This window comes from Acrocarpospora pleiomorpha (assembly GCF_009687885.1).
In the GTDB taxonomy this organism is placed as follows: domain Bacteria; phylum Actinomycetota; class Actinomycetes; order Streptosporangiales; family Streptosporangiaceae; genus Acrocarpospora; species Acrocarpospora pleiomorpha.
The window spans coordinates 88307-114928 of the sequence record NZ_BLAF01000012.1; the positions used below are offsets into that span (position 1 = coordinate 88307).

The 26622-nt window shown below is 71.4% G+C and carries 20 protein-coding genes and 1 pseudogene; 7 read left to right on the forward strand and 14 right to left on the reverse strand.

Annotation, left to right across the window (positions count from 1 at the left end):
* Window positions 1-10: 10 nt before the first annotated feature.
* From Aple_RS11925 to Aple_RS11955, 7 genes are all read right to left on the reverse strand, one after another.
* The gene (locus tag Aple_RS11925; RefSeq protein WP_155344604.1) at window positions 11-1393 is read right to left on the reverse strand and encodes an aspartate aminotransferase family protein; all 1383 of its coding nucleotides are present in this window, start codon (window positions 1391-1393) and stop codon (window positions 11-13) included.
* Between the two features lie 270 nt (window positions 1394-1663).
* Entirely contained in the window at window positions 1664-2605 is a 942-nt protein-coding gene (locus tag Aple_RS55505; RefSeq protein WP_155344605.1) for a calcium-binding protein, read from the reverse strand.
* A gap of 245 nt (window positions 2606-2850) precedes the next feature.
* On the reverse strand, window positions 2851-3663 hold the full coding sequence (locus tag Aple_RS11935; RefSeq protein WP_170321416.1) for a hypothetical protein: 813 nt from the start codon (window positions 3661-3663) through the stop codon (window positions 2851-2853).
* A 9-nt stretch (window positions 3664-3672) separates the two neighbouring features.
* Entirely contained in the window at window positions 3673-4446 is a 774-nt protein-coding gene (locus Aple_RS11940; RefSeq protein WP_155344607.1) for a hypothetical protein, read from the reverse strand.
* 121 nt (window positions 4447-4567) lie between these two features.
* Window positions 4568-5011, reverse strand: a complete 444-nt coding sequence (locus tag Aple_RS11945) for an SRPBCC family protein (RefSeq protein ID WP_155344608.1) — start codon at window positions 5009-5011, stop codon at window positions 4568-4570.
* A gap of 20 nt (window positions 5012-5031) precedes the next feature.
* A complete protein-coding gene (locus Aple_RS11950) occupies window positions 5032-5382 on the reverse strand; it encodes an ArsR/SmtB family transcription factor (protein ID WP_155344609.1) in 351 nt (116 codons plus the stop codon).
* Window positions 5379-5840 (reverse strand): SRPBCC domain-containing protein, encoded by a 462-nt coding sequence (locus tag Aple_RS11955; RefSeq protein ID WP_155344610.1) that lies wholly within the window; start codon window positions 5838-5840, stop codon window positions 5379-5381. Before Aple_RS11955 ends, Aple_RS11950 begins: the two co-directional genes overlap by 4 nt.
* Window positions 5841-6170: 330 nt before the next feature.
* Here Aple_RS11955 and Aple_RS11960 point away from each other — a divergent pair, with 330 nt between their 5' ends.
* The 6 genes from Aple_RS11960 (at window position 6171) to Aple_RS11985 (ending at window position 18990) form a co-directional block, all read left to right on the forward strand.
* Entirely contained in the window at window positions 6171-7037 is an 867-nt protein-coding gene (locus Aple_RS11960) for a DUF4132 domain-containing protein (protein WP_155344611.1), read from the forward strand.
* On the forward strand, window positions 7034-11851 hold the full coding sequence (locus Aple_RS11965; protein ID WP_155344612.1) for a DNA-binding protein: 4818 nt from the start codon (window positions 7034-7036) through the stop codon (window positions 11849-11851). The genes Aple_RS11960 and Aple_RS11965 overlap by 4 nt, the downstream gene beginning before the upstream one ends.
* Before the next feature lie 36 nt (window positions 11852-11887).
* A complete protein-coding gene (locus tag Aple_RS11970; RefSeq protein ID WP_155344613.1) occupies window positions 11888-13018 on the forward strand; it encodes an ATP-binding protein in 1131 nt (376 codons plus the stop codon).
* Window positions 13015-16506 (forward strand): vWA domain-containing protein, encoded by a 3492-nt coding sequence (locus Aple_RS11975; RefSeq protein WP_155344614.1) that lies wholly within the window; start codon window positions 13015-13017, stop codon window positions 16504-16506. The genes Aple_RS11970 and Aple_RS11975 overlap by 4 nt, the downstream gene beginning before the upstream one ends.
* A gap of 38 nt (window positions 16507-16544) precedes the next feature.
* Window positions 16545-18545, forward strand: coding sequence for a hypothetical protein (locus Aple_RS11980; protein WP_155344615.1), 2001 nt, complete (start codon window positions 16545-16547; stop codon window positions 18543-18545).
* 106 nt (window positions 18546-18651) lie between these two features.
* Complete coding sequence (locus Aple_RS11985; protein WP_155344616.1) at window positions 18652-18990, forward strand: histone-like nucleoid-structuring protein Lsr2; 339 nt, start codon at window positions 18652-18654, stop codon at window positions 18988-18990.
* 30 nt (window positions 18991-19020) lie between these two features.
* On the opposite strand, the gene Aple_RS11990 is transcribed toward Aple_RS11985, so the two are convergent.
* Entirely contained in the window at window positions 19021-20220 is a 1200-nt protein-coding gene (locus Aple_RS11990) for a cysteine desulfurase-like protein (RefSeq protein WP_155344617.1), read from the reverse strand.
* 85 nt (window positions 20221-20305) lie between these two features.
* On the opposite strand from Aple_RS11990, the gene Aple_RS11995 reads away from it, so the two are divergent.
* Window positions 20306-21052 carry an SDR family NAD(P)-dependent oxidoreductase gene (locus Aple_RS11995; RefSeq protein ID WP_155344618.1) on the forward strand — a complete coding sequence of 249 codons (747 nt, stop codon included), beginning with the start codon at window positions 20306-20308 and terminating at the stop codon, window positions 21050-21052.
* A gap of 97 nt (window positions 21053-21149) precedes the next feature.
* Here the strand turns inward: Aple_RS11995 and Aple_RS54375 are convergent, their stop codons facing one another.
* The 6 genes and pseudogenes from Aple_RS54375 to Aple_RS12020 form a co-directional block, all read right to left on the reverse strand.
* Window positions 21150-21563 (reverse strand): DUF6508 domain-containing protein, encoded by a 414-nt coding sequence (locus tag Aple_RS54375; RefSeq protein WP_246264408.1) that lies wholly within the window; start codon window positions 21561-21563, stop codon window positions 21150-21152.
* Between the two features lie 36 nt (window positions 21564-21599).
* Window positions 21600-22100, reverse strand: a pseudogene (locus Aple_RS54380) (O-acetyl-ADP-ribose deacetylase); the annotation flags it as partial.
* Window positions 22101-22163: 63 nt separating this feature from the next.
* On the reverse strand, window positions 22164-23012 hold the full coding sequence (locus Aple_RS12005; RefSeq protein ID WP_218038265.1) for an alpha/beta fold hydrolase: 849 nt from the start codon (window positions 23010-23012) through the stop codon (window positions 22164-22166).
* Window positions 23013-23200: 188 nt separating this feature from the next.
* The gene (locus Aple_RS12010; protein WP_170321417.1) at window positions 23201-23938 is read right to left on the reverse strand and encodes an IclR family transcriptional regulator; all 738 of its coding nucleotides are present in this window, start codon (window positions 23936-23938) and stop codon (window positions 23201-23203) included.
* A 113-nt stretch (window positions 23939-24051) separates the two neighbouring features.
* The gene (locus tag Aple_RS12015; protein ID WP_155344620.1) at window positions 24052-25086 is read right to left on the reverse strand and encodes an NADP-dependent oxidoreductase; all 1035 of its coding nucleotides are present in this window, start codon (window positions 25084-25086) and stop codon (window positions 24052-24054) included.
* A complete protein-coding gene (locus tag Aple_RS12020; RefSeq protein ID WP_155344621.1) occupies window positions 25083-26621 on the reverse strand; it encodes a class I adenylate-forming enzyme family protein in 1539 nt (512 codons plus the stop codon). Before Aple_RS12020 ends, Aple_RS12015 begins: the two co-directional genes overlap by 4 nt.
* Window position 26622: the final 1 nt, after the last annotated feature.

The following is a 26622-nucleotide window of genomic DNA, read 5'->3' on the forward strand; positions in this document are numbered from 1 at the left end:
GGGAGGCCGGTCAGCCGGTGACGGAGGCGACTGCCGCGCGGGCCTCGCCCAGCGCCGCGTCCAGGGCCCGGATTCCCTCGCCGGCCTCCTCGGCGGAGATGTTGATCGGGGGGACGGCGTGGATGCGGTTGAAGTTGGCGAACGGCAGCACACCGTTGGCCATGGTGGCCGCGATCACGGCGCCCATCTCGGGGCTGGAACCGCCGTACGGCGCCAGCGGCTCCCGGGTCTCGCGGTCAGCGACCAACTCGATGGCCCAGAACGCCCCCACACCCCGCACCTCACCGATCCACTGGTGACGCTCCGCCAATGAACGGAGGCTGGGACCGAAGACCTCCTCACCCAGCGCCGCACTGTGCTCCACGATCCGCTCGGCCTCCATCACCTCGATGCTCGCGACCGCCGCGGCACAGGCCAGCGGGTGACCCGAGTAGGTCAGACCACCCGGATAGGGCCGCTTGGCGAAGGACTGGAAAATCGCGTCGCTGATCGCCACACCGCCGAGCGGCACGTACCCGGAGTTGACGCCCTTGGCGAAGGTCAGGAGGTCCGGAACGACACCCGCGTGCTCGATGGCGAACCACTCGCCGCTGCGCCCGAAGCCCGACATGACCTCATCGGCGATGAACACGATTCCATGCTTGTCGCACAGCTCCCTTACGCCGCGGAGGTAGCCCGGTGGTGGGATCATGATGCCCGCGGTCCCGGGTATCGACTCGAGGATGACGGCCGCGATCGTCGAGGGGCCCTCGAGAGCGATGACCTGCTCGAGGTGATCGAGCGCGCGCTCGCGCTCCTCCTGCTCGGTCGTCGAGTGGAAGGGGCTGCGGTAGAGGAAGGGCCCGAAGAAGTGGACGTTGCCGGTGGAGCCGGTGTCGTTCGGCCAGCGCCGCGGGTCGCCGGTGACGTTGATCGCGAGCTGGGTGCCGCCGTGGTAGGAGCGGTAGGTGGAGAGGACTTTGTGCTTGCCCGTGTGCAGGCGCGCCATCCGGATCGCGTGCTCGTTGGCGTCCGCTCCCCCGTTGGTGAAGAAGACCCGGTTGAGGTCGCCGGGCGTGTGCGAGGCGATCAGGCGGGCTGCCTCGGACCGGGTGCCGTTGGCGTACTGCGGCGCCACCGTGCACAACGCGGCCGCCTGCTCCTGGATGGCCTCCACAATGCGCGGGTGCCCATGACCCAGGTTGGTGTAGACCAGCTGAGAGGTGAAGTCGAGCAGCTTCCGGCCCTGGCCGTCCCACACGTACGAGCCCTCGGCCCGGGTGATCACAAGCGGGTTGATGAGCTCCTGGGCGGACCAGGAGTGGAAGACGTGCTGCCGGTCGAGCTCGTAGGCGCGATCGGCGTCCTCGGTCAGGGCACGCATGCTGGCGTGCGTGGTCACGGTCTCAGGCATTTTGCGGGAACCTCAGTAGGTGTGCGTCGGTCTCGAAGCGGCGCGCGGCGTCACCGTCGTTGGTGAAGGTTGCGGTCCCGTTACCGTACTCGTTGGCGTCGACCAGCTCGACCGCCGCCTATCGGCGAGCCCTGGACGGACATCATCACGGTGATCAAGACCGCCGACACCGCCAGCATCGGACGAGTCACGCCGTCGCTGTGACGGAGCGGCCCCGACACCCTGGCTCCAGGGGCGGCGTGTCGGGGCCGTGGCCCGGGGTGGCGAAGGTTACAGCTCGCAGCCGATTTCCACGTCGGCGCCCAGACCGCCGTTGCAGTCGTCGGCGAAGCCGACGCCGCCGTTCAGGGTGTCGTTGCCCGAACCGCCCCGCAGGGTGTCGTTGCCCAGACCGCCGGTCAAGGTGTCGTTGCCCCAGCCGCCGGTCAACGTGTCGGGGCCTAAGCCACCGTTCAGAGTGTCGTTGCCCCAGCCGCCTTTCAGGGTGTCGGTGCCGATGCCTCCGTTCAGGGTGTCGGCGCCGGACTTGCCGGCTATGACATCGTTGCCGCCTCCGCCGGTCAGGGTGTTGGCGAGGGTGTCGCCGGTCAGGGTGTCGGACGCGGAGCCGCCGATGACGTTCTCGACGCCGTTCAGGGTGTCGGCTTCGCCGGCCTCACCGCAGGGGCAGGCGGCCAGGTCGACGGTGACCGGGGCGACGCGGGCGGCGTAGCTGACGGTGTCGGTGCCGGTGCCGCCGTCGATCAGGTGCTGGCCGGGGCCGGAGTGGATGAGGTCGTCGCCCGGGCCGCCGTCGACCAGGGAGCCGACGCTGCCGGGGAAGCCGTAGGCGATGTCGTCGCCGGAGCCCAGGCCGATCAGGGCATGGTTGGGGCCCGTCGGGTTGACGATGTCGTCGAGGTCGCCGACGTCGACGATGAGCTGGCCGCCGAACCCGAACTCGGCCGTGCACTGGACCAGGGTGAGGTCCCTGGCGTTGGGGTGGGTGCACCCCTCGAGCGGGGTGATGGCGACGATGTCGTCGACAAGGTAGGTGTTGGCGTCGGTGCGGGTGAACACCACGTGGTTGACCTGGCCCGGCGCGGCCGTGTAGTTGAGTTCGCCGCCCTGGACCCACGCGTTGGTGTCGATCGCGTAGGCGGGGGCCACCGCGATCGTGGTGGAGAAAATGAGAACCGCCGCGACGACCGCGGCTGAGCGTAGTGCTGACATGTGCTTCTCCTGTCGGAGTGGACTGCCTGACCGCAGGGTCTGCCCATGCCGTTGAGAGCTGGTTGCCCGCCACTTGCAGGCGTCAGCGGCTGCGCCGTTCGAGGACGAATCACCAGCGAGGCAGACGAGGCAACAGTCCGGCGATCAGGCAGTTCCACCGAGAGCTGGCCAACGACCCCGGCATTGGGGGTCGACGCCGCTTACGAAGGCCGCCGAGGGCGCGGCCGACCGGGGCCGGCCGTCGATCACGAGTAGTCCGGGACCAGTTCCCGCTGGTCGATCACCTGGTCGGCGGGCGGGGCGGTGACCACCAGAGGCTGCCCCCACCCGCTGAACCGGGTATCGACGCTCGCCGCGCCCGGGTGCGTGCCCCAGCCGGAGGGCTCCGAGGTACGCAGGCGGGTGGGCAGGCCCTTGGCGTCGGTCCAGAGCCACCAGCTGATCTTCTTGTGGTCGTTGTCGTACCAGCTCCGGGCGGCCTTGGACAGCTCGACATAGGTGGTCGTGCCCTGGTAGAGCCGCCCGCCGGAGTCGAGCCTCCCGGTCTTTCCGGCCAGCAGGACGGTGAGGACGCGTGGGTCGTACACGTTGATCGGCTGAACAGTGACGTGCGGGGAGTCCTGGGCGCTCGGAATCTGCCTGACCCAGGGCTTGCCGTCCTGAAATTCGGGCTCGCCGCGCACATAGGTGGATCCGCCGGTGCTGATGAAGTTGTACTCGTCCACCGAGTCCCTGGAGGCCTGCGCGTCCGCTTCCAGCGTCCACGGCTCCGGGTCGGGAACGCCGGAGAACTGCGCGTAGGAGCCGACCGGACCGGTGGGGCTGAGCTGGACCAGGCTGTGAACGCGGATCCGGCGCCAGCCCCCCTTCGACAGGGAGTACCGGCCGACCTCGAAGACCTCGACACCGCGCTGGTGTCGCAACTGGTTCTTGACCGCCTGCGCGGGGTTCGGGGCGCCGGAGCCCCCGAGGGCCGGCGCCGGGATGCACAAGACCAGCAGACCGGTGGCGACCAACGCGACCCATCGCTTCAGGGGGTTCTCATCCTTTGTTCTCAATGGACGGGTTCACAGGTCGTCCGCGTCGATCACCTGGTCGGCGGGTGGGGCGGTGACGACCAGCGGGAATCCCCAGTCGCGGTAGCGGGTGTCGAAGCTCACGCCGATCCTCAGGTCCCCGCCGCCGAGGAAGTCCGTGGTGCGGAGCCGGGTGGGCAGGCCCTTGGCGTCGGTCCAGAGCCACCAGTTGATCTTGTCCTTGGCGTGGCGGGTGGCGGCGACGCCCAGCTGCTCGCGGGTCACGACGCCGCGGTAGGCGTACCCGCCCGGGACGGCCTTGCCGGTGGCGCCCCGCAGCAGGATGCGCAGGACCCGCGCGTCGAACACGTCGATCGCCTGGTGGCTGAAATACCGGGCGTAGGAGGCATGCGGCTTCGCCCGGATCCATGACTTGCCCGCGGGGAGGCTGCCGGGCTCGGCATGCAGGTACGTGACTCCGTTGACATGAGTGATGTCGTCCCAGTCCACCATGGCGATGGAGTCGCGCGCGTCGATCGCCCGCTGGTCCATGTCCGGCAAGGGCATGAAGTAGAGGGAGGCGTCATAGGCGACCGGCCCGGTGGGGCTCAGCTGCACCTGACTGCGCATGCGGTCGGAGGGAACGTAGTCCTTCCCGAAGATCAACACGGAGAGCTCGGAAATCCGTACCCCGTGGCCATGGCGCAGCTGTTTCTGTACGGCCCGTGCCGGGTCCGGAGTGCGGGGCTGCGCGACCGCCGCGGCGGGGGCGGCCACGGCCCCAGCCAGCAGGGCGGCCAGGGCCAAGGCTAACCATCGCCTCATGAAGCCTTTTTCCTTCCGGAAAGAACTGTGATCATGCGGAATGGTCATCATTGCAGACGACGATGGCGCGATTGATGAACATTTGAAGGGAATTCGTGGCCTTGACCAACCGGCCGCCGGCTCAGTGCCAGTCGCTGATCTGCACGTCCCGTGGTGCTGGTGCGCCCTCGCCGGTCTCGACCAGGGACTTCAGGCTCATCAGGAACGAGCCCCACTTGGTGCTGCAGTGGTGCATGAACTCCACGGGCTCCTTCCAGCCCTGGTGCTTGAACAGCACGATCGTGTAGTCGCCGTCCTGGCGGAGGTCCCAGTCGATCGTCGTCCCGAGCCATTCCTCGGGGCCGTCGACCACCCGCCATGCCACCCGCTCGTACGGCCGTAGCTCGACGACCTCCATGTCGAAGCCGCCGACCGGGAACCGGAACTCGAGTACGCCGCCGAGGTCGCCGCTCCCCTTCGTGTCGTCGGTCCACCAGCCGGCGAGGCCCTCGACGGTCGTCAGCGCGTCGTACACCTTCTCCGGTGCCGGGGTCTTGACCCCGACCCTGTGCAGAATGTCCACCATCTCGGCTCTCCTTGGTCTCGTCAGTCCTGTTGGGTGCGCTGGATCGCCTCGGCGATGCGCTTGATCCGCTGCAGCCGGGCGTCCCACGCGGACCCGACCGACGACAGCTGGGCCACGGCGCGGGCGAGCTGGGCGTCGTCCACCCGGTATCGCTTCTCCCGGCCCGCCGGGGTCGCGCGGACCAGGCCGACCCGGTCGAGGACGCCGAGGTGCTTGGCCACCGCCTGACGGGTGACCGGCAGTCGCTGGCTCAGCGTGGTCGCGGTGCCGTCGCCCTCGATGAGCAGCAGGTCGAGCATCCGGCGCCGGGTCGGGTCCCCGATCGCGGACCAGAGGTCGTCGTCGACCTTCTCGGCCACTGGAGTGCTCATGACCGCGCCTCCAGCGTCGCGACGTACGGTGCCAGCCGCGGCAGAAAGAAATCCCAGCCGGTGATGTGCTCCTTGTACTGCTGCTCGAGGACGGCGGCCTCCCAGCCCATCTCGCGGAAGCCGGTCTCGGTCATCTTGAGCAGCGTTCCGCCGCCCGACGGGGTCAGGTCGAAGGTGACCAGCAGCGAGTTGCCCTCCGCCGCGACCTCGCCGACCGGGTGGGTCCAGCGGAACGAGAACGTCCGCGGCGGTCGCGCGTCGACGACGGTGAACCCCACCACTCCCCCGCCGGCGTCGGGGTCACCGAAGACGATCTCCCCCGTCGACCCGGGCGCCGGCTCGTACCGGGCGTCGTCCGGCCACCACTCCTTGAGGTGGCCGGGACTGCTCACCACCTCGAAGACGATCTCGGGCGACGCCTCGACGTAGATCTCGCGCTCGATGGTTCCGAACTCCATGCCATCCTCCTGCAACGTTTGGTTGCGCATCAGGCTATCCGGAAGGCTGACATTACGCAACCATCAGTTGCATCTTGGAGATACCGGCCCATCTGTCGGTGTCTAGGGCAATTGGCACCCAATGCTGATCACAGCCATGGGATGATGGCGCCGCGGTTCCGCGGATGATCGCCACCGTGCCGTCTGCCACCGTCATCCGTGCCGTCAGGGCGCCCGGCTTTTTGTCGGTCGGGAGCGCTAACGTTCGGCGCATCAAGCAATGGCGGGGGTTTGGAGAATCACAAAACCCCTGCTCATTCGACGTTTCATGCTTCTGGAAGGCGGGGACCGTTGGGTTGGCTGGCAGCGGGCGACCAGTACGAGGTCGCCCTCATAGAGGGCCGGGTGGCGGCGCGCGCCACTTCGGGCCGGGCGGCGGGACGGCAGCTGAAATCGCTGCCGAAGGCACTGCGTGATCATCCTGAGGTGGACCGGCTGCGCCGCTTCGCCGAGTGGCTCGACCGTCACGCCGCCGCGTGCGTGGCGCAGACGGATCTGTGGATGGTGTCGTCGCTGCCCGTGCCGACCGGGCTGCTGGCCCGCGTGTGGCCGGACGAGGCGTGGCAGTCGGCGCTGCGCGACCTGGCCGTGGTCGGCGACGACCCCGACGAGGTGGGCTTCCTGCGCGACGCCACCGAGGCGGGCGAGCTGCGGGTGGTCAACCTGGACGGCGAGACCGTACGGCTGTCGCCGGCCACGGTGACGCTGCCGCATCCGGTGCTGCTGCCCGACCTGGACGACCTGCGGGAGTTCGCCGCCGAGCTGGGCGTAGTCCAGAAGGTCGAGCAGATCCACCGCGCCACCTGGCGCAAGCCGGCCGATCTGGCCGACAACGCGACGACCGTGACGGAGTTCTCCGGCGGCACATACGACTCCAGGTTCGCGCTGGCCGCGCGGGCCACGTCGCTCGGCTACCGGGTCACCGGCGGCTACGCCACGTGCCGGGTCCGCGACACCGGCGCCATCGTCGAGGCGAGCGTCTGGATCGGCGAGCCGTACTGGGACGACGAGGTGACCACGGGCGGCCTGAGCTGGCAGGACCTCGACGGCAGGACGCTGCCGCTGCGCGAGGTCGGGCCGGTGGCGTGGTCGGAGGGGATGCGAATGGCCGCGGCGCTGCACGCGGGACGGCGAGTCGAGGAGGGCAAGGACACGTGAGCGAGCACAGGAGCGAGGAGCTGCTGAGGGCCGGGGCGATCCTGCCGCCCGGCACCGAGGGCGCGGGCGAGAACGCCGTCCCGATGACCGCCCGCCGCTACCGTCACCCCGCGCTCGACGGCCGGGTGGTCGTGCGCCTGGTCGCGGACGAGCTGGGAGCGGCCGAGGACCTGGCGGCCGGGTTCCTGGGCCTGGAGCCCGACGGGGAACCCTCCGTGGTGGGGCTCGGGTTGCGGCGCTCGCTCGGGTTCCCCGAGTGGGTGCTGGCGCGGCACCCCGGCGACGGGCATCACGCGCTCGCCGTCGTGCCGGAGCTGGAGCGCGTCGCCCGGCAGGCCAAGTCCAAGCCGAAGAACGCGCTCGACGGTTACCACCAGCTGGCCGGCCGGCTCGCCGCGTCCGTGCCGCACTTCCTGCCCACGTTCTACGAGCAGGCCGGACGGGTGTTCATCGGCGTGGAGAACGCCACCTACGCCGCCCAGATGTTCGCCAGCGCGCGCAGGTCGGAGGCCGAGCACGGGCTGACGGTGGACGAGGACCGGCTCGACGCGGTGTTCCTGGAGTTCGCGCTGGCGGGGGCGCTGCCGGTCAAGGTGCTCTCCGGGCACGCCAAGGAGCTGGCCGCCCGAGTGCCCGCCGACGAGGCGCTGCGCCGCTTCTCCCGGCTGTGCGTGCGACGCACGGCGGGCGGGCTGCCTCCCTCGGCCCAGATGGCCAACGACCTGCGCCGCCTGGCCAAGGCGGCGGGCGTGGACGCCGACGCGGCGGAGCAGGCATATCTGGGCGAACTGCTCGGCCTGCCCGCCACCCTGCGGGCCGCCACCGGCTGGTGGAAGGCCCACCGCACGGCGATCGCGGCGCTGGCCGGTCGCGACCCAGAAGCGCGGCGGACACTGCTCGCCGTCATGCCGCAGACCAGGGACGCCGAGCTGGCCGGCGTGTGGCTGGACATCCTCCAGTCCTCGGGCGCCACCGAAGATCTCATCTCCGGCCTGGCCCCGGAGGACGGCGTGTCCGGCTGGCTCCAGCGCTTCCTGGCGGCCCGCAACTCCGCCTGGGGCCTCCCGCCTCGCCTGCCCGCCCTCTACCCGCTCGTGGAGCGGGCCGCCGACCGGCTGCGCGCCGAGCTCGCCGGCGGTACGACCACGTTGACGGACCCGTATGACGTGGACCTGCTCGACCTGCTGCTCGCGCTCGGCCTGCCGGTGGCGGACCCCGGCGAGAACGATTCGCTGCGGCTGGAGCACTGGGCGCAGGGTGAGGGCCAGCGCGACCTGACCGCGCTGGCCGCCGACGGCCGGTTCACGCTGCCCTTCCAGCGCGCGGCCGACGGGTTCTCCGGCGATGCCGACGGGTTGCGCGCCGTCCGCCTGCTGGCGGCGTCGACCGGCGGCCGGCCGATGCTGGCCGAGTGGGTGCGCAAGGTCGCCACGCGGTCCTCGGCCGCCGGGCTGCCCGACCTGCCCGACGCGCTGCGGCGGCTGTCCTGGCTGCCGGGCGAGGCCGTGGTCCTGGCCGAGGACGAGGTGCGCCGGGCCGCCGCCGCCGATCTCTCGCCCGTGCTCGCCCGTACGCTGCGGGCCGGGATCTTCGACGAGCTGGGCTGGCCGGCTTGGGAGGAGGCGGCCGCGACCCTCGTACCGAGGAAGGACATCGACGATATCGTCGTCGCCGACGCCTGGCCGCACCTGATCGCGGCGGGTGCCACGCAGGTCCGCGTGCTCGGGCCCGAGGGCACCGTGCTCACCCACGACCTGCGCATCCCGCCCAACGACCATTGGGGCGACGTCGGCTACCACTACGTCGACGGCGACCTGCTCGTCTACTGGCAGTCACGCGCCGCCGACAACGGCCTCCGCGGCTACTGGCACACCTCAGCCGACCGCATCCACCCCATCGCGGGCCAGGACCACGGCACCCGGGGCACCCGCATGGACTGGTACCGCGGCGAGGACCCGGTCACCCTGGCGCTGCCCGGCGGCGGGCGCAGCACCGGGTTCGGCGTGCTGCACCCCGGCGACACCACCCTGCCCAGCGAGCGGTCCGTGATCACCGACGGCGTCTCCCACTGGGTGTGGACCTGGGACGAGTCCGACTACAACAGCGCCGGATGGCACGAGTACGACCCGGTCAGCGGGCAACACGGCAGGAAGAGCACGCCCGCCTTCTTCACCGACGTCCCCGCGGGCACGACGTTCCACGCGGGCTGGCTGCTGCCCGCCCCGGCCGAGGTGCCCAGCCCCGCGGGCGTGCCCGTTGGCGGGTTGCTCGGCTGGCGGGTGACGCGGCTGCCCGACGGGTCGCTGCGCGGCGAGGACCTGTCCGGCCGCACGGTCACCCTCCCGCCCGACGGCGGGTCCCCGGTGCGCGCCCTGGCATTCCCCGGCGCCGATCGGCTCGTGACCGTGGTCAAGGGGAGCTACCAGGTCAAGCTGGTCGACGCCGACGGCGTGCTCACCGCCACCGCCAAGACCGACGCCGCCCCCGGCGTCTTCGGCCAGGGCACGCTCATCCTGCCGCCGCTGCGCCACTGGCACTGCCTGCGGCCCAGGGACCCCGAGGGGTCGGCCGCCCTGCGCGAGCTCAGCCTGGACTCCGCCGCGCGGCTGCTGGCCGCGGCCGGCGAGGAGGACCTGCCGGCGCGGATCCGGGAGCTGCTGCCCCAGGTCAGCCATGACGGGCTGGTGGCGGGCATCGCCGGGATCGTGCGGTTCGCCGCCGTCCAGCAGGGGGCGCTGAACGCCGTCGCCGCCAGGCTCGGCGAGGCTCTGGCCGGAGGGCACCGCCGGCAGGCGCCCGCGGGCCCCACGGACCACGAGCTCCAGCAGGCGCTCAGCGGGGTGGCCGTCTCCACCACCTACTGGCGCCACGGCGCCGACGGGGCCTTCCAGCAGATCCGGATGGCCCAGGCGCCGGAGGAGTCGCCTGGCACGGCGGGCGGCATCCACCTCAACCGGCCCGAGCTGCCGCAGTCCACCCTGCGGTGGGACGCGCTCCTCGACGACCTGGGGGCCGTGGCCTATCGCACGGGATCGGCGGCGACCACGCAGGAGCACCGCGTCGCGCAGGGGGAACTGCTGGACGCCCTGGTCGAGGCCGGACTGCCTGTGACAGCCGACCCGTCCCGGTGGCGTCGTGTCACCGTGGACCTGGCTAAGGGGCACCTGACCAGGCCCGATGGCGAGTGGCGCGACGGCAACTGGCTCGGCGTCCTGCCGCTGGACGGCGGCGCGCGCCTCGTCTTCGTCAACCTGGAGTCGCACGGCGACGCCGGGGGCCGGTGGACCGCGCTGTTCCATGACCCGGCCGGGCGGTTCGAGGTGCCCTCGCCGTACACGCTGATCTCGGCTGCCCCGGTCGGCGAGGATCGTCCGCACGGGTGGCTGGAGTCGTTCCGTGCCGAGCTGGCCGCGCACGGACCCGCGCCCTGGCGGCCGGAGGCGGCCGAGGAGTTCGCCCGGCTCACCGGTGTCTCCTTGACGGTGGCCCGGCTCGTCGTGGCGGGGCTGCCGTCCATGGACTCGCATGAGCACTCCTTCCTCGCCAAGGAGACCCGCGCCGTGACCGGCTTGAAGCTGGCCGACGCCGCCGTCGCCCGCGACGAGCTGCGCGGGATCGACGCCGGAGCCCGGCGGGCGATCGTCGCCGCGCTGCTGCCCCAGGAGCCCGCCCGGCTCTGGAGCGACGGCCCGGACGTCGCCGCGGCGGCGGCCATCTGGAACGACAAGATCGGCCCTCAGGTGTCCGTCCCCGAATGGCTGGTCGGCGAGGCGTCCCGCGCGGTCAAGACCAGCTGGAACACCGGACGCGCGCTGCGCGCCCTCATCGATCCGGCCGGCGAGCCGGAGTTCAGCCGCGATCTGCGCTGGGCCGTCCGGGGCGACCGCGCCACGCCCGCCGACGACAATGCCGTCGGCTTCTCGTCCGGCACGCTGTCCATGGCCGTCACCATGGCGGCCTGGCTCGCCCACCGGCTTCCCGCCGGTGATCCGATCAGGACGGCGCTGCCCGGCGCGCTGGCTGCCGTACGCGCCCGGTTGGCCAATCCCGACCTGATGCTCGACCTCGGGCGGTATGTCGACCTGGTCGCCTTCCGCAAGGCGGCCGGCGCGCCCACCGAGACCGGCGACGGGTACGAAAGGTACGGCGCGGTCATCATGGCCACGCACGACGAACGGCCCGCGCCCGCCATCCGCACGTCTCTCCTGGACGCGGCCGGTGACGACCCGTACCTGCGGGCCCTCATCGGATCGGAGGGGTCGTTCCCGGTCGAGTATGCGCTGCGCATCGCCCGCGACCCGCGCTTCGAGGCCCTCCTGGCCGACCCCGTCGCCGGGGAAGACGACGCCGACGGCGTCTGGTGGCCGCAGGACCCCGCCCGGTCCATGCCGTCCCTGGTCGTCGAGGTGGCCAAGGAACACGGGCTGGGCGAGGACGCCGCCGCCGCGTACCTGATGCTGCTGGCCATGCCCGACCCCACCGACCGAAACGTGGCCCGCTGGACCGGCTGGAAGCCCGCCCGGCTCAAGTCGGCCCACGCCGAGCTGGCCGCGACCGACCTGGTCGTCCAGGCCACCCGGGAGCGGGCGGGGCGGTCGTTGTTCCTGCCCGGCGGGTGGGCCGTGCTCGCCGCGCCGCGGCTGCCGGTGGAGCAGTGGAAGCTGCCGCTGTTCGACGTGGAGGGGCCGCAGGGGACGCCGCTGGTGCCGCTCGAACCCGTCGCCGACCTGTACGCCCGGGCTTGGCGACGGGTGCGGGACGGGGACATGCCGCGGTTCGAGGAGCTCAAGGTCAAGCGTGGCCCCCGCCGCTGACCCCCATTCACCATCACTCAGAGGACTTCTCTCCCCATGACCTTGACCGAGAATCGAGCTCCCGCGGCCCGGCAGGTGCTGCCCGCCGAGGAACGCCATGCCGCCGAACTCGCCTTCCTCGCCGCCCACGACTCCGGACCCCGCCCGCCCGGCTGGGCGCTGACCCCGCGCGCGGTCGTGACCTTCATCTGCGGCAGCGGCGACCAGACCCTGGACGGCCGGATGAAGGTGGCGCCCAAGTTCGTCGGCGAACGCGCCCTCGTCGAACGCTGCGTCGTCACCCTCGCCGGAGAACGCGGCCTGCTCCTGGTCGGCGAACCCGGCACCGCCAAGTCGATGCTCTCCGAACTGCTGGCCGCCGCCGTGTGCGGCACCAGCGCGCTCACCGTCCAGGGCACCGCCGGGACGACCGAGGACGCCTTCCGCTACGGCTGGAACTACGCCCTGCTCCTCGCCCAGGGCCCCAGCCGGGCCGCGCTCGTCGACTCGCCCGTGCTCACCGCCATGCGCTCCGGCCGCGTCGTCCGGGTGGAGGAGATCACCCGCTGCCTGCCCGAGGTCCAGGACGCCCTCGTGTCGATCCTGTCCGACCGGCGGGTCAGCGTGCCCGAGCTCGCCGGGACCGAGGACGCGCAGGTCGCGGCGGCGCCCGGGTTCACGGTGATCGGCACCGCCAACCTGCGCGACCGCGGCGTCTCGGAGATGTCGGCGGCGCTCAAGCGGCGCTTCAACTTCGAGACCGTGGATCCCATCTCCGACGCCGACGCCGAGACCTCCCTGGTCCGCCGCCAGGCCACGGCCGTCGTCGAACGGGCCGGCGCGGCCTTCGGCGTGGACGACGCCGTGCTCGACGCCCTGGTCACCGTCTTCCGCGACCTGCGCTCCGGCCGCTCCGCGGAGGGCTGGGACGTGGAGCGCCCCGGCACCGTCATGTCCACGGCCGAGGCCGTGCAGGTGGCGGCCTCGCTGGGGGTGGCGGCGGCGTACCTGCCGGCAGGCGACGTGCTGGACCTGGTGCCCGGTCATCTGCTGGGGGTGGTGCGCAAGGACGATCCGGCGGACCACGGACGGCTGCTGGGGTATTGGGACGGGCCGGTGCGCAGGCGCGCCGAGGACGGGTCGGCGATGTGGCGCCGGCTGTGGGACCTGCGGGAGAACCTCCGTTGACGGCTCAGGATCCGCGGGAGGCGGTGGCCGGGCTGGCGGCCTCGTCGCGGCCGTACCTGCTGGGAGTCCGGCACCACAGCCCCGCGCTGGCCGTGGTGGTGCCCGCGCTGCTGGAAGCCGCCGACGCCGAGGTGGTGTGCGTCGAGCTGCCGGCGGACTTCCAGCCCTGGCTCGCGCACCTGGCCGACCCGGGCACCCACGCCCCGGTGGCGCTGGCCGGGGCGCGGGGGGACGGAGGGCTGGCGTTCTATCCGTTCGCCGACTTCTCGCCCGAGTTGGTGGCCATCCGGTGGGCCTGGAAGCGCGGGATCGACGTGATCTGCTGCGACCTGCCGCTGTCCGACGCCGGCTGGCACGCCCCCGTCACGGTGCCTGACGGCAAGGCACCGGGCGTCTCCTTCGCCGACGCGCTGGCCGCGGCCGGCACCGGTCGCGACGGCGACGACATGTGGGACCGCGCCGTCGAGGTCCTCGCCCCTGGCTGCGAGCCTGAGGCCGTCCGCCGGGCGGCCCTCGGGGTCGGCTGGGCGCTGCGCCGCGACGCGGAGGCAGCGGGTGGCGTACCCGGGATGGACCTGGCCCGCGAAGCCCACATGCGGCACGTCGTCGCGGCCGCCGCAGCCGGTGGCCGTCGCGTCGCGGCCGTGATCGGCTCCTTCCACGCCGCCGCGCTGACCCAGTCCCCTGACTCGGCCGCCTTCCCGCCGCCGGCCTCGGGTGACGGGCCCGTCACCTCGCTCGTGCCGTACGCGTTCGACCTGCTCGACTCCCGGTCCGGTTACCCGGCCGGCATCCGGGACCCGCGCTGGCAGCAGGCCGTGTTCGCGGCCGGGGGCGATCCCGGGAAGGTCCGGGACGGTGCCGCGCGCGCCGTCACCGACCTGTGCCGGGAACTGCGCTCAGCCGGGCACACTGCGGGCACCGGCGAGGCCGTCGAGACGTTGCGGCTCGCCTGCGATCTGGCCCGCCTGCGCGGGCTGCCCGCCCCCGGGCGTGGCGAGCTGCTGGAGGCGGTGACGACCGTGCTCGGCCAGGGCGAGCCGCTCGGCCGGGGACGGGCCCTGGCGCGCGCGCTGGACACCGTGTTCGTCGGCGCCGAGCGGGGCAGGACCGCACCCGGCACGCCACGTTCCGGACTCGGGCCCGCCGCCGAGGCCGATCTGGCCGCGCTGCGCCTCCCGTGTCCTGGTAACCCCGAGCCCAAGGAAGTACGCCTCGAGCCGCTCCGCTCCGACCTGGACGCCCGCCGCGAGGTCGCGCTGCGGCGCCTGCTCGTCTGCGGCGTCAGCTACGGCGAGCCGGTCGAGGTGATCGGGACGGGCGACGGCGCGGCGCTCACCACCAGGTGGCGGCTGGCCTGGACGCCCGCGGTCCCGGCCCTGCTGGACCTGGCGGGCGTGCGCGGCGTGACGCTCGCCCAGGCGGCGGCCGGGACGCTGCGCGAGACGTACCGCCGGGAGTCCGCGGAAGGCGGGCCGACCTGCGCCCTCATCCTCCGCGGCCTGCGCGCCGCCGCCGAGTGCGACCTGCCCGACCTGGTCGCCGACCGCCTCGCCGACGCCGCGGTCACGCTGCCCGCCACCGCCGCCCTCGCCGAACTGCTCGAGGCCCTCGACCTGCTGGAAGGGCTGCGCCGGCAGCATCTGCCAGGCACTACGCCCGAGGGCCGCGAGCGCGCCGCCGAACTGTCCGGCATCCTCCTGGAAGCCGCGGTGCGGGCTCTGCCGGGGCTGGCGGGCAGCGACCAGCCGGAAGACGCGGTCGCCCTGGTCGCGCTCGCCTTCCGGGTCGGTGAGGAACGCCTGGGCCTGCGGATGGACGACGCTCTGGCCATGCTCGCCCGCACGGCCTCGCCCCTCGTGCAGGGCGCGGCCCTGGCCGCCCGGGTGCTGCTGGACCTGGACGGCGCGTCCTCGCTCGGGGACCGGGCGGCCGGCTGGGTCGACGCCGCGACCGGGCCAGAGGGCCGCCTCCGGCTGGACCGGCTGCTGACCGGCGTGCTCACGGCCGCCGGTCCGCTGCTCCAGTCGGCCCCCGCCGCGCTCGACCCGCTCATGGACCGGGTGGACGGGCTCACGGACCAGGAGTTCCTGGACCGGCTGCCCGCGTTGCGCGGCGGATTCGACACGCTCGACCCGGCCGGACGCACCCGGCTGCTGGAGGTTGTCTCCGAGCGGCTGGGCGACCGGCTCGACCTGGCTCTGGGGGCTCCACCGTCGCTGCTCGCCCTCTGGACCGCCGCCGACGCGGCCGGTTTGCACGCCCTGCGCGCGCTCCGACTGCCCATCCCGACCCTGTTCGACGTCCCGGAGCCGACCGCCTCCGCCGACGCGTCCGGAGGTGCGGCCGTCGTCCCCGGGGACGACGCTCCGCGGAGGCTGCGGCCCGCGGACCGGTGGCGGTTGCTGCTCGGCCGGGAGTCCGAACGGCTACCGGCAGGCTGCCGCTCGTACGCCCGTGCCCTGGACGAACTGTACGGATCGGGCCGCGGCGAAGGCTCGAACGACTTCGGGGCCGCTCCAGGGGGCGGCAGGGAGGTCCCGTTCCCCACGGCACGCGAGTGGTCGCAGGAGCTGGAGACGCTGTTCAGCACCCAGGTGCGCGAGGAGGTCCTGGCCCGCGCCGCCGACGCCGGACGCACCGACGTGCTGGCCGAGCTCGACCCCGCCTCCGTCCGGCCGTCCGTGGAGCTGCTGACCTCTGTACTGTCCCTGGCCGGTGGCCTGCCGGAGCAGCAGGTGGCCAAGCTGCGCCCGCTCGTACGCCGCCTGGTGGACGAGCTGACCCGCGAGCTCGCCACCCGCCTGCGGCCCGCCATGACCGGGCTGGCCACACCGCGCCCCACCCGCCGCCCTGGTGGCAGGCTGGATCTCCCGCGCACGCTGCGCGCCAATCTGTCCCACACCCGCCGCCTGGACGACGGGCGGCTCATGGTGGTGCCGGAACGGCCGGTGTTCAGCACGCGTTCCCGTCAGGAGGCCGATTGGCGGCTGATCCTGGTGGTGGACGTGTCCGGCTCCATGGAGGCGTCGGTGGTCTGGTCGGCGCTGACGGCGGCGGTGCTGGCGGGCGTTCCCTCGCTGTCCACGCACTTCCTGGCGTTCTCCACGCAGGTGATCGACCTGACGGACCGGGTCAGCGACCCGCTGTCCCTGCTGCTGGAGGTGCGCGTCGGCGGCGGTACGCACATCGCCGCCGGGCTCGCGCGGGCGCGTCAGCTGGTCACGGTCCCGAGCCGCACGCTCGTCGTGGTCGTCAGCGACTTCGAGGAGGGCTACCCGATCGGCGGCCTGCTCGGCGAGGTGCGCGCGCTGACCACCTCAGGCGTGCATCTGCTGGGGTGCGCCGCGCTGGACGACAGCGGCGTGCCGCGTTACTCGATTCCCGTCGCCCAGCAACTCGTCGCGGCCGGCATGCCCGTCGCCGCCCTCAGCCCACTCGCCCTCGCCCGATGGGTGGGCGACCGCCTCCGCGGAGAACACCGGTGAATCCCCCCACATCAACCACCCCTGAAGCTGTTGCCCCCATGGCGGGTATCTCACTGCCGCCGGTGGCCCCCGATGTGGTCGCCGCAGCCGTCGAGGGCCTCACGTCGCGGCTCCGCAAGAAGCTGGACGCCGCGATCGAGCAATACGCCGCCCTGCCCGTCGAGGCCGGCGGCGAGGGTATCCGGATCACCTGCGGTGAGGACGCGATCGTCACGCTCTCACCAGGGCCGTCTGGCGTGATCACCGGCGACCAGGCGCGGTGCAGCTGCCTCCTGGACCCTCGTTGCCTGCACCGCGCGGCCATTCTGAGCGCATGCCCGATCGCGGACGGCCTCCCCCACCCGACCGCCAGCGGGGAAGAGGGGTCAGACGGCTCCTCTCACGCAGGGCCTGCTCCCGACGGGACGGCCGCGACGGCGCCCCTCGTCGGTGGCACGCCGACTCACACGACCGCCGCCGAGGTGCCCACGGCAGCGATCGAGCCCCCGGCGGCGCGGGTGGCCGCCGCGTCCGGGCTGTGGGCCGCCGCCGCGGCCGTGCTGTCCGCCGGAGTGCCCGCCGCCGGCGCGGTACCCCAGTCCGAGCTGCTGAGGGCCGCGCACACCGCCCGCGTGGCGGGGTTGCCCGGGGCTGAGGCCGCCGCGCTGCGAGTGGTGCGGGGGTTGCGGACCGCCCGCGCCCATCACGCCGGGCACCGCCTCGCCGACCTGGTGTCCGACCTGCGCGAACTGCTGCTCATCACGGGCAGGCTGGCCGGAGGCGATCCCGACCCGGCGCTGGTCGGCACCGTACGACGCGACTACCGGCCAGGCGGGAGCCTGAAGGTGCACGGGGTGTTCAGAGAGCCGGTGATCAGCTCCACCGGCTACGGTGGCGTGGTGACGCACATGGTCACGGAGGACGGCCGCTGGTATTCGGTGGCCGACGTCAAACCGGGCGGATCGGCCCGCGCCCGTGGGGCCGCCACCGCGCCCGTCGCCATCGGCCCCGCCATGCTGAACCACGCCGAGCTCGCCCGCACCGGACTACTGATCGCCGGTGCCACCGTCTCCCCGGACGGCCGCCTCGGAGCGGGCAAGGACGTACGCGCCACTCCCGTCGCCGGTATGCCGTGGACGGAGGGCCCGATGGCGGCCCTGTTCGCCCGCCCGTTGGCGGAGGCGGCAGGCACCCGGCTCTCCGGTCACGCCTGGAGCGAGTCGGACACGGAGGAAAAGGCCCGCGAACCGGTCGGCTGCGACCTGATCATCGTCGGGGCGGCAGGCGACCACGTACTGGCTCGCGAACTGCTACCGTCCGAACCTCGCCACAAGAGGCCAGACGACCAGTCCAGCTCCTCCGAGAAGGCCGATCACTCCGGTACCCCAGACGCGGCACCCGCAGGAGCACTTCCCGGGAGCTGCGATTTCCCAGGCGACGTCCACGGCCCGTTGATCCGGCTCGTCCCGGCCAGTCATCACCCCGAGCTGGCCCATGTCGACAACCTTCGGCGCCTCGCGTCCCGTCCAGGTCTGCTCGTGCGCGTGGTGGGCCGGGTGGCGCCCGACCGGGCTGCCACGCTGCTCCCGCTGGCGGTCGGCCCGGTCCCCGGCGCCGAGGCGACGCTGCGCCTGCCCTCCGAATGGAAGGGCCACGCCGACCTCGGGTACGACCGTCTCCAGGGAGCCCACCTCCCGCCCCAGGACGCGCCCATGTCACCCCCGGCGAGCGACGAGGTGGACCCGGTGGCCGGCGCGCCACTCTGGCGGGTACGCAGGCTGATCGAGCTGGCCGTCTCCGGCGGCAGACGGGCGGTCGCCGAATCGGCGCGCAACGGCGACTCCCACGCCCCGCTGCGCAACGCCGGGTTCCAGACCGCCGCCGACCTGGTCACCGGGCTCACGGCCGAGGCCGACCGCCGGAGCCGTGACGTGTTCGGACGGTTGACGGATCATGGCCCCGACCGATACGCGTGGGCGTGGGTGGCCGCCGCGACCTACCTCGCTACCGCGGAACGGGCCATGATCCAAGCCTCCTGGCGAGGAGAACACACCCTCTGACCAGCGCGTACACTCAATCTCAAGGAATATTCCCTCGGATTTTCGACCGGCCCGGTTCAGCCGTTAAGGTATGGCAAATATCGCGGCGGTATTGAAGGAGCGGACCATGGCCAAGCACATCGTTGAGCAGGTCACCGACGACCTGGACGGCACTGGGGGTGCCACTACCTACCAGTTCGGCTGGGGCAAGGACACCTTTGAAATCGATCTGAGCGAGGCGAACAAGGACAAGCTGGAGAAATTCCTGGCGCCCTTCATCACCAACGGGCGACTGGTCCGCGAGGCCCGGCCCGGCCGCGGCCGCCGGGCCGGGGTCAGCCAGACCAAGCTGAGCCGGGAGAAGTCCCACGAGATCAGACAATGGGCCAAGGCCAACGACTATCCGGTGAACGAGCGGGGCCGGATCGCGGCCACCATCATCGAAGCCTACGAGGCGGCCCACTGACCCTGGCCACCGGCGCGGGCCGTACTCCGATCACAGGTCTTCCAAGGCGTTGAGCAGGCGGTCGACGTCCGATCTGTCGTTGTAGTGCACCAGCCCGGCCCGTACTGCGGAGCCGGTGTCGCGGATGCCGAGAGCCCCCGTCAGTTCCCAGGCGTAGCAGTGCCCGTCCCACACGTTGACCTTGCGGGCCGCCAGGTGCTCGGCCACCTGGCGGGGCTCGTGCCCGGCGACGCCGAAGAACGCGGTGGCCGTACGGCGAAGGGGCGAGCCGACCAGGCCGACGCCGGGCAGGGACGACAGCCCCTTGAGCAGGTGAACGAGCTCGGCCTGCTCGTGGGCTTCGACCGCCGCCATCGAGACGAGCAGCCGTTCCCGCCGGGTGCCGGTCGCGGCCGGGTCCAGCCCGGCGAGATGGTCGACCGCGGCGGTCACCCCGGCCAGGTCGGCGAAGGGCAGGGTGCCCGTTTCGAACCGGTCCGGCACCTCGTCCGGCGATGAGGCGAGCTTGTCGGGCGACAGCCGCTCGAGCCGGTCGGGCCGGGCGATGACGGCTCCGATATGCGGACCCGACCACTTGTAGGAGCTGGTCGCGTAGAAGTCCGCGCCGAGCGCGACCATGTCGATCGGGGTGTGCGGCGTCGCGTGCACGCCGTCGACGTAGGCCAGCGCTCCCACGGCATGGGCCCGCGCGGTGATCCGCCGGACGTCGGGCATGGTGCCCAGGATGTTGCTGGCCGCGGTGACGGCGACCAGTCTGGTGCGGTCGGTCACGAGCTCGTCGTACTGCTCGGCGGGCAGTTCCCCGCTCGGCACGTCCACCGCCGCCCATCTGATCCGGGCTCCGGCCCGGGTGGCGGCCTGCACCCATGGCCGTACGTTCGCGTCGTGGTCGAGCTGGGACACCACGATCTCGTCGTCCGGACCCCAGTCCTTCGCCAGCGCGTACGCGAACCGGTAGGTCAAGGTGGTCATGTTGGGGCCGAACACGACACCGCCCGCGTCGCCGCCGACCAGATCCGCGACGGCCTGACGAGCCCGCGAGACGATCTCGTCGGACCGTGCGCTGGCCGGGAAGGCGCCGTGGGCGTTGCCGATGCCCTCGGCGTAGGCGGCGGCGATGGCATCGATCACCGGTCGGGGCACCTGAGTGCCCGCAGCCGCGTCCAACCAGGCATATCCATCAGAAAGGGCAGGATAAAGGGCGCGGATCCGCGCGATGTCGAGGCTCATGCCTCCCCAGTCTCAGGGGTCGGCCGGTCGGCGGTAAAGGGGGCCCCATCCGGCCGGAGCACGTCGACCTGTTATTGTCCGGCCGGTGAGCGGACGAGCGGTAGTGGTAACTGGGGCATCGCGAGGGATCGGACGGGCGATCGCGACGGCGTTCGCGGCCGAGGGCGACCGGGTCGCGATCCACCATCGGAATTCGCCGGAGCTGGCTGAACGGCTCCGCGCCGAACTGCCGGGAGAGGGCCATGCCGTCGTGCGGGCCGACCTCGACGATCCCGATGCGGTACGCCGGATGATCGACTCGGCGGCTGAGGCCCTCGGCGGGATCGACGTGCTGGTCAACAACGCCGGCGTCTTCCTCCCCCACCCGATCATGGAGGTCTCCTACGAGGAGTGGCAGGCCGCGTGGCACCAGACGCTGGGCGTCAACCTGCTCGGCGCGGCCAACGCGACGTGGTGCGCCGTACGGCACATGCCCCGCGGCGGCAGGATCATCAACGTCTCATCGCGCGGCGCCTTCCGCGGGGAGCCGGACGGTCCCGCGTACGGCGCGAGCAAGGCGGGCATGAACGCGCTGGGCCAGTCCCTCGCCATCGCCCTGGCTCCGCGCGGCATCACCGTGGGAACCGTGGCGCCCGGGTTCGTCGAGACCGACATGACGAACGAGGACCTCAAGGCGCCGCGGGGCGACGCGATCCGTGCTCAGAGCCCGTTCGGGCGGGTGGCGATGCCCGAGGAGATCGCCGCCGCCGTGCTGTATCTGGCCTCACCGGCGGCCGAATGGGCGAGCGGCACCATCATCGACCTCAACGGCGCCTCCTACCTGCGCAGCTGACCCCTTGACCGAGCGGCGCGACCTGATCGGCAGGCCGCGCCGCAGCCGATCTGCGCTCGGGGCGTTGAGCGTCGACCTGCCAGATGGATCCCGAGCGTTATTGGCGTTCGTTTTGGTACCAATGGCGCAGCCGGCGCAGGATGGCGTGGAGGGCGCCGCTCTGAATCGCTTCCTGTATCGTCCCTTCAGAGAATCGCTCAGCCCGGATAAAGGTGGTCGCCAGTCGCGCCGCATCGGCGACGGGAGCCTGGTCCAGGCCATTCCCGTCGGGAAACAGGGGCGTGGCACGGTGCCATGCCGACCAGTCGAACGGCACAATGACCTGCAGTCCGACCAGAACGCTGAGGACGGCGTCCAAAGCGTCGCTGTAAATCGCGTGCGGCATCTCTGAGACGCCCTCTTCGCCCGGTTCCGGTCCGCCTTCCCAGGTAACCTCCAGATCGGCATCCGTGAGCGCGTCGGCCAGCGCGAACAGCTTTTCCCAATGTTCGGACGGCCGCGCGGCGAGCACCGCCTCGATTTCCTCATCCGTGGGTCCCAGGCCCCGAAGGACCCGTTCGAACGTCTGGTACGCCTCCACGTCGAACAACACGAACGTGACATCGTCGATCCGCGTATCCGCTGACCGCACCGTGCCGAGAACGATTCGGGCCGCATCCTCCATGGGCCACCGATAGACCCCCGTAGAGATCGCGGGAAAGGCGACACTCCGCGCACCGAGTTCATCGGCCACTCGCAACGATTCCCGATAACAGGAGGCCAGCAGCCCTGACCTGTCCTCCTTAACCGAATGAACCGGACCGACCGTGTGAATCACCCACCGCGCGGGCAGCTTCCCAGCGGTGGTCGCGACTGCCTGCCCTGTCGGCAGCCCCTTGCCATACCGCGACGCCCGCAACTGGCGGCACTCCGCCAGAATCTCGGGTCCGCCATGCCGATGGATGGCTCCGTCAACGCCACCTCCACCCAAAAGTGAGGAGTTCGCGGCGTTGACGACAACGTCCGTGGCCTGCTGTGTGATATCCCCCCGCACGAGCGTTATCTTCATGCGGCCGAGTATTCCAGCGTGATCGGCGTTCTCAGGGAGTATCAACACGCGGCCATCGGCTGCCTAGCGTACAGAGCAGACCGCGGACGCGATCGTTGCCGTCACCTCATCCGGATGCGATATCAACGTCAAATGGGACCCACCCGGGAATTCAGTGATCTTCGCGTGTGCCCGGTGAGCCATGGCCAGCTTCGAGGCCGGAGTGATGATCTGATCGCTGTCGCTGATGAAGAACCAGGACGGGATCGTCTTCCACGCCGCCGCTTTCGACGGCGTCGTGAACGCACTGGTCGAGACGGGACGCTGGGAGGCCCACAGCCGCATCGCGATGTCCTGGGGCTGGTCGGAGGCGAACGAACGGACGAAGATCTCCTGCCGGAGGTAGAGGTCTTTCGCTCCCGCGGGCGCTCCCGGATAGGACACGTCGTAGTACAGGGAAGCGGGATTCTCGTTGAGCACGGATCCGGCGCCGCTGAGTTGACCGGTCGTCTCTCCGATGTCAGGCGCGGTCGCGTCGACGTACACGAGAGCCTTGACATTGGGATTGCCCGCGGCGGCGTTCGTGATGACCGATCCTCCGTAGGAGTGCCCGACGAGCACGATCGGGCCGGAGACGGTCTTCAGATACTCTGCCACGGCCGCGGCATCGGTGGTCAGGTTCCGGAGCGGATTCGGTACGGCCCGGGCGACGTACCCCGCTTCTTGCAGAGCGTTCACCTCGCCGTTCCAGCTCGACGTGCCGGCCCAGGCGCCGTGAACCAGGATGATTATGGGCTTCTCGGCGCCCGGCGCATGGCAGGGAAAGGGACTGCTCCTGGTGGCCGCCTGAGCGGGGGCCGTCCCTACCGTGGCGATCATCGATAGGGCCAGGGGTATGAGGACCTGCCGTCGTCGGGTACGCGCAACCTTCATATCTTCCCCTCCGATGACGGCCGAGCTAGATGATCAAGCCCTATCGCATGCAGTCCATGATGCCGCGAACAACGACGCAATTAACCCAAACAGGGTTAAAACGTCATTTTTTGCCGCCGCCTCGGTGGGTGCCACGTGGTGCGCCAGCTCGGATACCCATATCCGACTATCGGAGTTCGGTGGCGCGTCTACTCTTCGGCGGTGCCAGTGAAGTTGGTCATCCGCTCACTGATCTGATTGGCCGCCGCCAGCAGCGCCGCGGTTCCCGACGTGATCGCCTCCGAGCGGACCAGCGGGGTGACGATCGCCAGGCTGGCGACGACGCCTCCGTCGGCGTAGATCGGGACAGCCAGTCCGGCCAGGCCGTTGTGGTACTCGTTGCTGCTGAGCGCGAACCCCTGATGCCGCACCTGGGCCAGCTGTTCCAGGAGCAGAGCCCGATCCTCCGGGCTGGTCGTCGAGCTCTTGATGACCAGCTCGCGCTCGTCGTCGGGCAGAAAGGCGAGGATCGCCCGCCCTGACGCGGTTCTGGTCAGCGGATACCGGTATCCGGGCGGGAAGTTGACCTGCAGCAGATGCCGGCGCCCGGGCATGACGTCCGCCGACAGCGCGTCCGACCCGTCGCGGACGACGAGCACGATGGTTTCGTTGATGGCCTCGGCCAGCCCGCTCATGGGAACGCGGGCCACGTTGCGCAGCTCCTCCTCCATCTGCCGGGCCAGCGCGAACAGGCGTGGCCCCAGGCTGTAGATGAGCTGCGCGCGCCGGACGAAACCGTGGACCTCGAGCGTGGTGAGCAGCCGGTAGACGACCGTCCGCGAGAGGTGATGGTGGCGGCTCAGGTCGTTGATGGACATGGGTCCGTTGGTCGACAGCGTCTCCACCAGGTTCAGGGCCTGGTCGACGGTCTTGGAGATCTCAGGCACTCCCACCTCCGCTCAGACGCCCACCATCCGGCAGGTCGAGTGACGATTGTCCGGGCCGACCGGCATTTCCGGGATGATGGTATCCGAATAACGGATTCTGTCGAACGGGGGCGTCAGACGGGTGGAGGCGCCGGGTCTTCGGAGAGACGAACAAGCATTTTTCCGATATTGCGGCCGACCAGCAGGTCCCGAAACGCGTCAACGGCCGAACCGAGACCCCAGACGACCGTGTCAGTGCTCCTCAGCTGCCCGTCCAGAAGCCAGGTGGTCGCCTGCGCGACGAAGGCCGGGTACGCGGACATGTGCTCGCGAATCGTGAAACCCTCCATGCGCAGCCGCTTGGTGAGCACGTAGATGAGATTGCTCGGACCCGGCTGCTCTCGAAGGGCGTTGTACTCACCAATGGCACCGCAGACCACGACGCGCCCGTGCGGGTTCATCGAGTCGAGCGCGGCCTGGAGATGGACGCCGCCGACGTTGTCGAAGTAGACGTCGATCCCGTCCGGGACGTTCGCGGCCACACAATCGCTCAAGGACTCGACGTGGTAGTCGAAGGCGCCGTCGAAGCCAAGCTCGTCCACCAGGTACGCCACCTTGGCCGGCGTCCCAGCGCTGCCGACGACGCGACCGGCACCCAGGATCCGGGCGATCTGCCCGACGACGTTGCCGACCGCGCCAGCCGCGCCCGAGACGTACAGGGACTCCCCCGGCGCGAAGGCTCCGATCCGGGTGAGCCCGATGTACGCCGTGAATCCAGCCATGCCGAGCACACCAAGATGGGCGGCCAGCGGGATTCCGGTGACATGCCGCACCGGGCCGGCGCGGCGGGCGTCGAGCACCGCGTGCTCCCGCCAGCCGAGCCGGTGGCTCACCACGGCGCCCACCGGCAGCTCCGGGTGCTCGGACCGCTCCACGACGCCGATCGCGCTGCCATCCATGACCTGGTCCAGCTCCCAGTGCGGGTACGAGGGCAGCTTGGCCATCCGCACCCTCATGTACGGATCGACGGACATCAGGATGTTACGCACGAGAATCTGGCCCGGACCCGGAGCTTCGAGTGAGGTAGTGACCATACGGAAGTCATCCTTGACGGGCATCCCGTCGGGACGGCGCGCCAGATGGACCTCCCTGGTCTCGTACCGGGTCACGCCCGACCTCCCACGTGCGAGGAGAGTTCGGCCCGGACCTCCGCCTTGGCCACCTTGCCGGACATCGTCCGGGGCAGCGGCTCGGGACGTACGTACACGTACTTGGGCACCTTGTAGTCGGCCAGTTCGAGCCGGCAGACGTCGAGCACCATCGCGGCCGTCAGGTCGGCCGAGTCGCTCACCACGACGGCCGCCGGCACCTCGCCCCACCGATCGTCGGGCACCGCGACCACGGCGGCCTCGGACACCCGCGGATCGAGCATGATGATCCGTTCGATCTCGCCGGGATAGACGTTCAGGCCGCCGGACAGGACCATGTCCTTCTCCCGGCCCATGATGGTGAGGTAGCCCTCGTCGTCGAGCCGGCCGAGGTCACCCGTGCGAAGCCAGCCATCGCGCAGGGTCTCGGCCGTGGCCTCGGGGTTGCGCCAGTACCCCCACATGACGGCGGCCCCGCGCAGGCAGATCTCACCGACCTCGTCCGCCGGCAGCGGCGTCCCCTCCGCGTCCATGATGGCGAGCTCGATTCCGTAGTTCGTGACTCCGGTGGAACCGGCCTTGCGCTCGAAGTCCTCCTGCGGCAGCGAGGCGCCCACGCCGGTGCTCTCGGTCATCCCGTACCCCTGGCCGATCGGCGTTCCGCGCCGGACATAGCGGGCGAGCGTCGCGGCCGAGGGCGGAGCGCCACCGGCCTTCGCGACCCGCAGCGTGCTCAGGTCGGCGGTGTCAAACTGGGGCAGGGCGGCCAGCTGGTCGAACACCACCGGCACCGCCGGGAAGACCGTGATGTTCCCGCTCTCCAGCTCGGCCAGGGTGCGGGCCGCGTCGAACCGGGCGTGCATGACGAATCTCGCGCCGGTGTAGTACGTCGGCGCCCAGGTCGCCATGAGGCTGCCGGTGAAGGCCAGCGGCAGCACCAGCAGGCAGCTGTCGTGCCTGGTCATGGACTCCGTGATCGAGAACGAGATCGCCGCGGCCAGGACGTTGCCGTGGGTCAGGACCGCACCCTTGGGACGGCCGGTCGTGCCCGAGGTGTAGGAGATGAACGCCGGGACATCCGGATCTCCGACGGCCCGCTTCAGACGGCCCGCCGACGCTCCGGCCGACCCGGTATCCAGCGGGCGGGCCCACGGCGGGCAGCCGGGTCCCTGCCAGTACAGCCGCAGCGCGCGGCCCTCGCGCAGCTCGAGGGCCTGGCGGCTGTACGCCTGATCCACCAGCAGGGCGTCGAGCCCGGCGTCGTCCACGATCCAGCTCAGCTCGGGGATGGTGAGGCGGATGTTGAGCGGGACCACGATGGCGTCGAGGGCCACCGCGGCCAGGATGGCCTGGATCACCCCCACCCCGTTCTGGCACAGGTAACCGATCCGGTCGCCCGCCCGCAGGCCGTCGGCCGCCAGGTGTCCGGCGAGGGACTCGACGCTGCCGGCCAGTTCGCGCCAGGTCAGCGTCGTCCCGTCGCACTCGATCGCCACGGCGTTCGGAGTGCGGGTGCTCCAGTAGGTGAGACTGGCCGTGATGCGGGGACTCGGCATG

Excerpts from the sequence above, each read along its gene's own strand:
- Aple_RS11925 (WP_155344604.1), bottom strand. The coding sequence starts at position 1,393 with ATGCCTGAGACCGTGACCACGCACGCCAGCATGCGTGCCCTGACCGAG.
- Aple_RS55505 (WP_155344605.1), bottom strand. The coding sequence starts at position 2,605 with ATGTCAGCACTACGCTCAGCCGCGGTCGTCGCGGCGGTTCTCATTTTC.
- Aple_RS11940 (WP_155344607.1), bottom strand. The coding sequence starts at position 4,446 with ATGAGGCGATGGTTAGCCTTGGCCCTGGCCGCCCTGCTGGCTGGGGCC.
- Aple_RS11945 (WP_155344608.1), bottom strand. The coding sequence starts at position 5,011 with ATGGTGGACATTCTGCACAGGGTCGGGGTCAAGACCCCGGCACCGGAG.
- Aple_RS11950 (WP_155344609.1), bottom strand. The coding sequence starts at position 5,382 with ATGAGCACTCCAGTGGCCGAGAAGGTCGACGACGACCTCTGGTCCGCG.
- Aple_RS11955 (WP_155344610.1), bottom strand. The coding sequence starts at position 5,840 with ATGGAGTTCGGAACCATCGAGCGCGAGATCTACGTCGAGGCGTCGCCC.
- Aple_RS11970 (WP_155344613.1), top strand. The coding sequence starts at position 11,888 with ATGACCTTGACCGAGAATCGAGCTCCCGCGGCCCGGCAGGTGCTGCCC.
- Aple_RS11980 (WP_155344615.1), top strand. The coding sequence starts at position 16,545 with ATGGCGGGTATCTCACTGCCGCCGGTGGCCCCCGATGTGGTCGCCGCA.
- Aple_RS11985 (WP_155344616.1), top strand. The coding sequence starts at position 18,652 with ATGGCCAAGCACATCGTTGAGCAGGTCACCGACGACCTGGACGGCACT.
- Aple_RS11990 (WP_155344617.1), bottom strand. The coding sequence starts at position 20,220 with ATGAGCCTCGACATCGCGCGGATCCGCGCCCTTTATCCTGCCCTTTCT.
- Aple_RS12005 (WP_218038265.1), bottom strand. The coding sequence starts at position 23,012 with ATGAAGGTTGCGCGTACCCGACGACGGCAGGTCCTCATACCCCTGGCC.
- Aple_RS12020 (WP_155344621.1), bottom strand. The coding sequence starts at position 26,621 with ATGCCGAGTCCCCGCATCACGGCCAGTCTCACCTACTGGAGCACCCGC.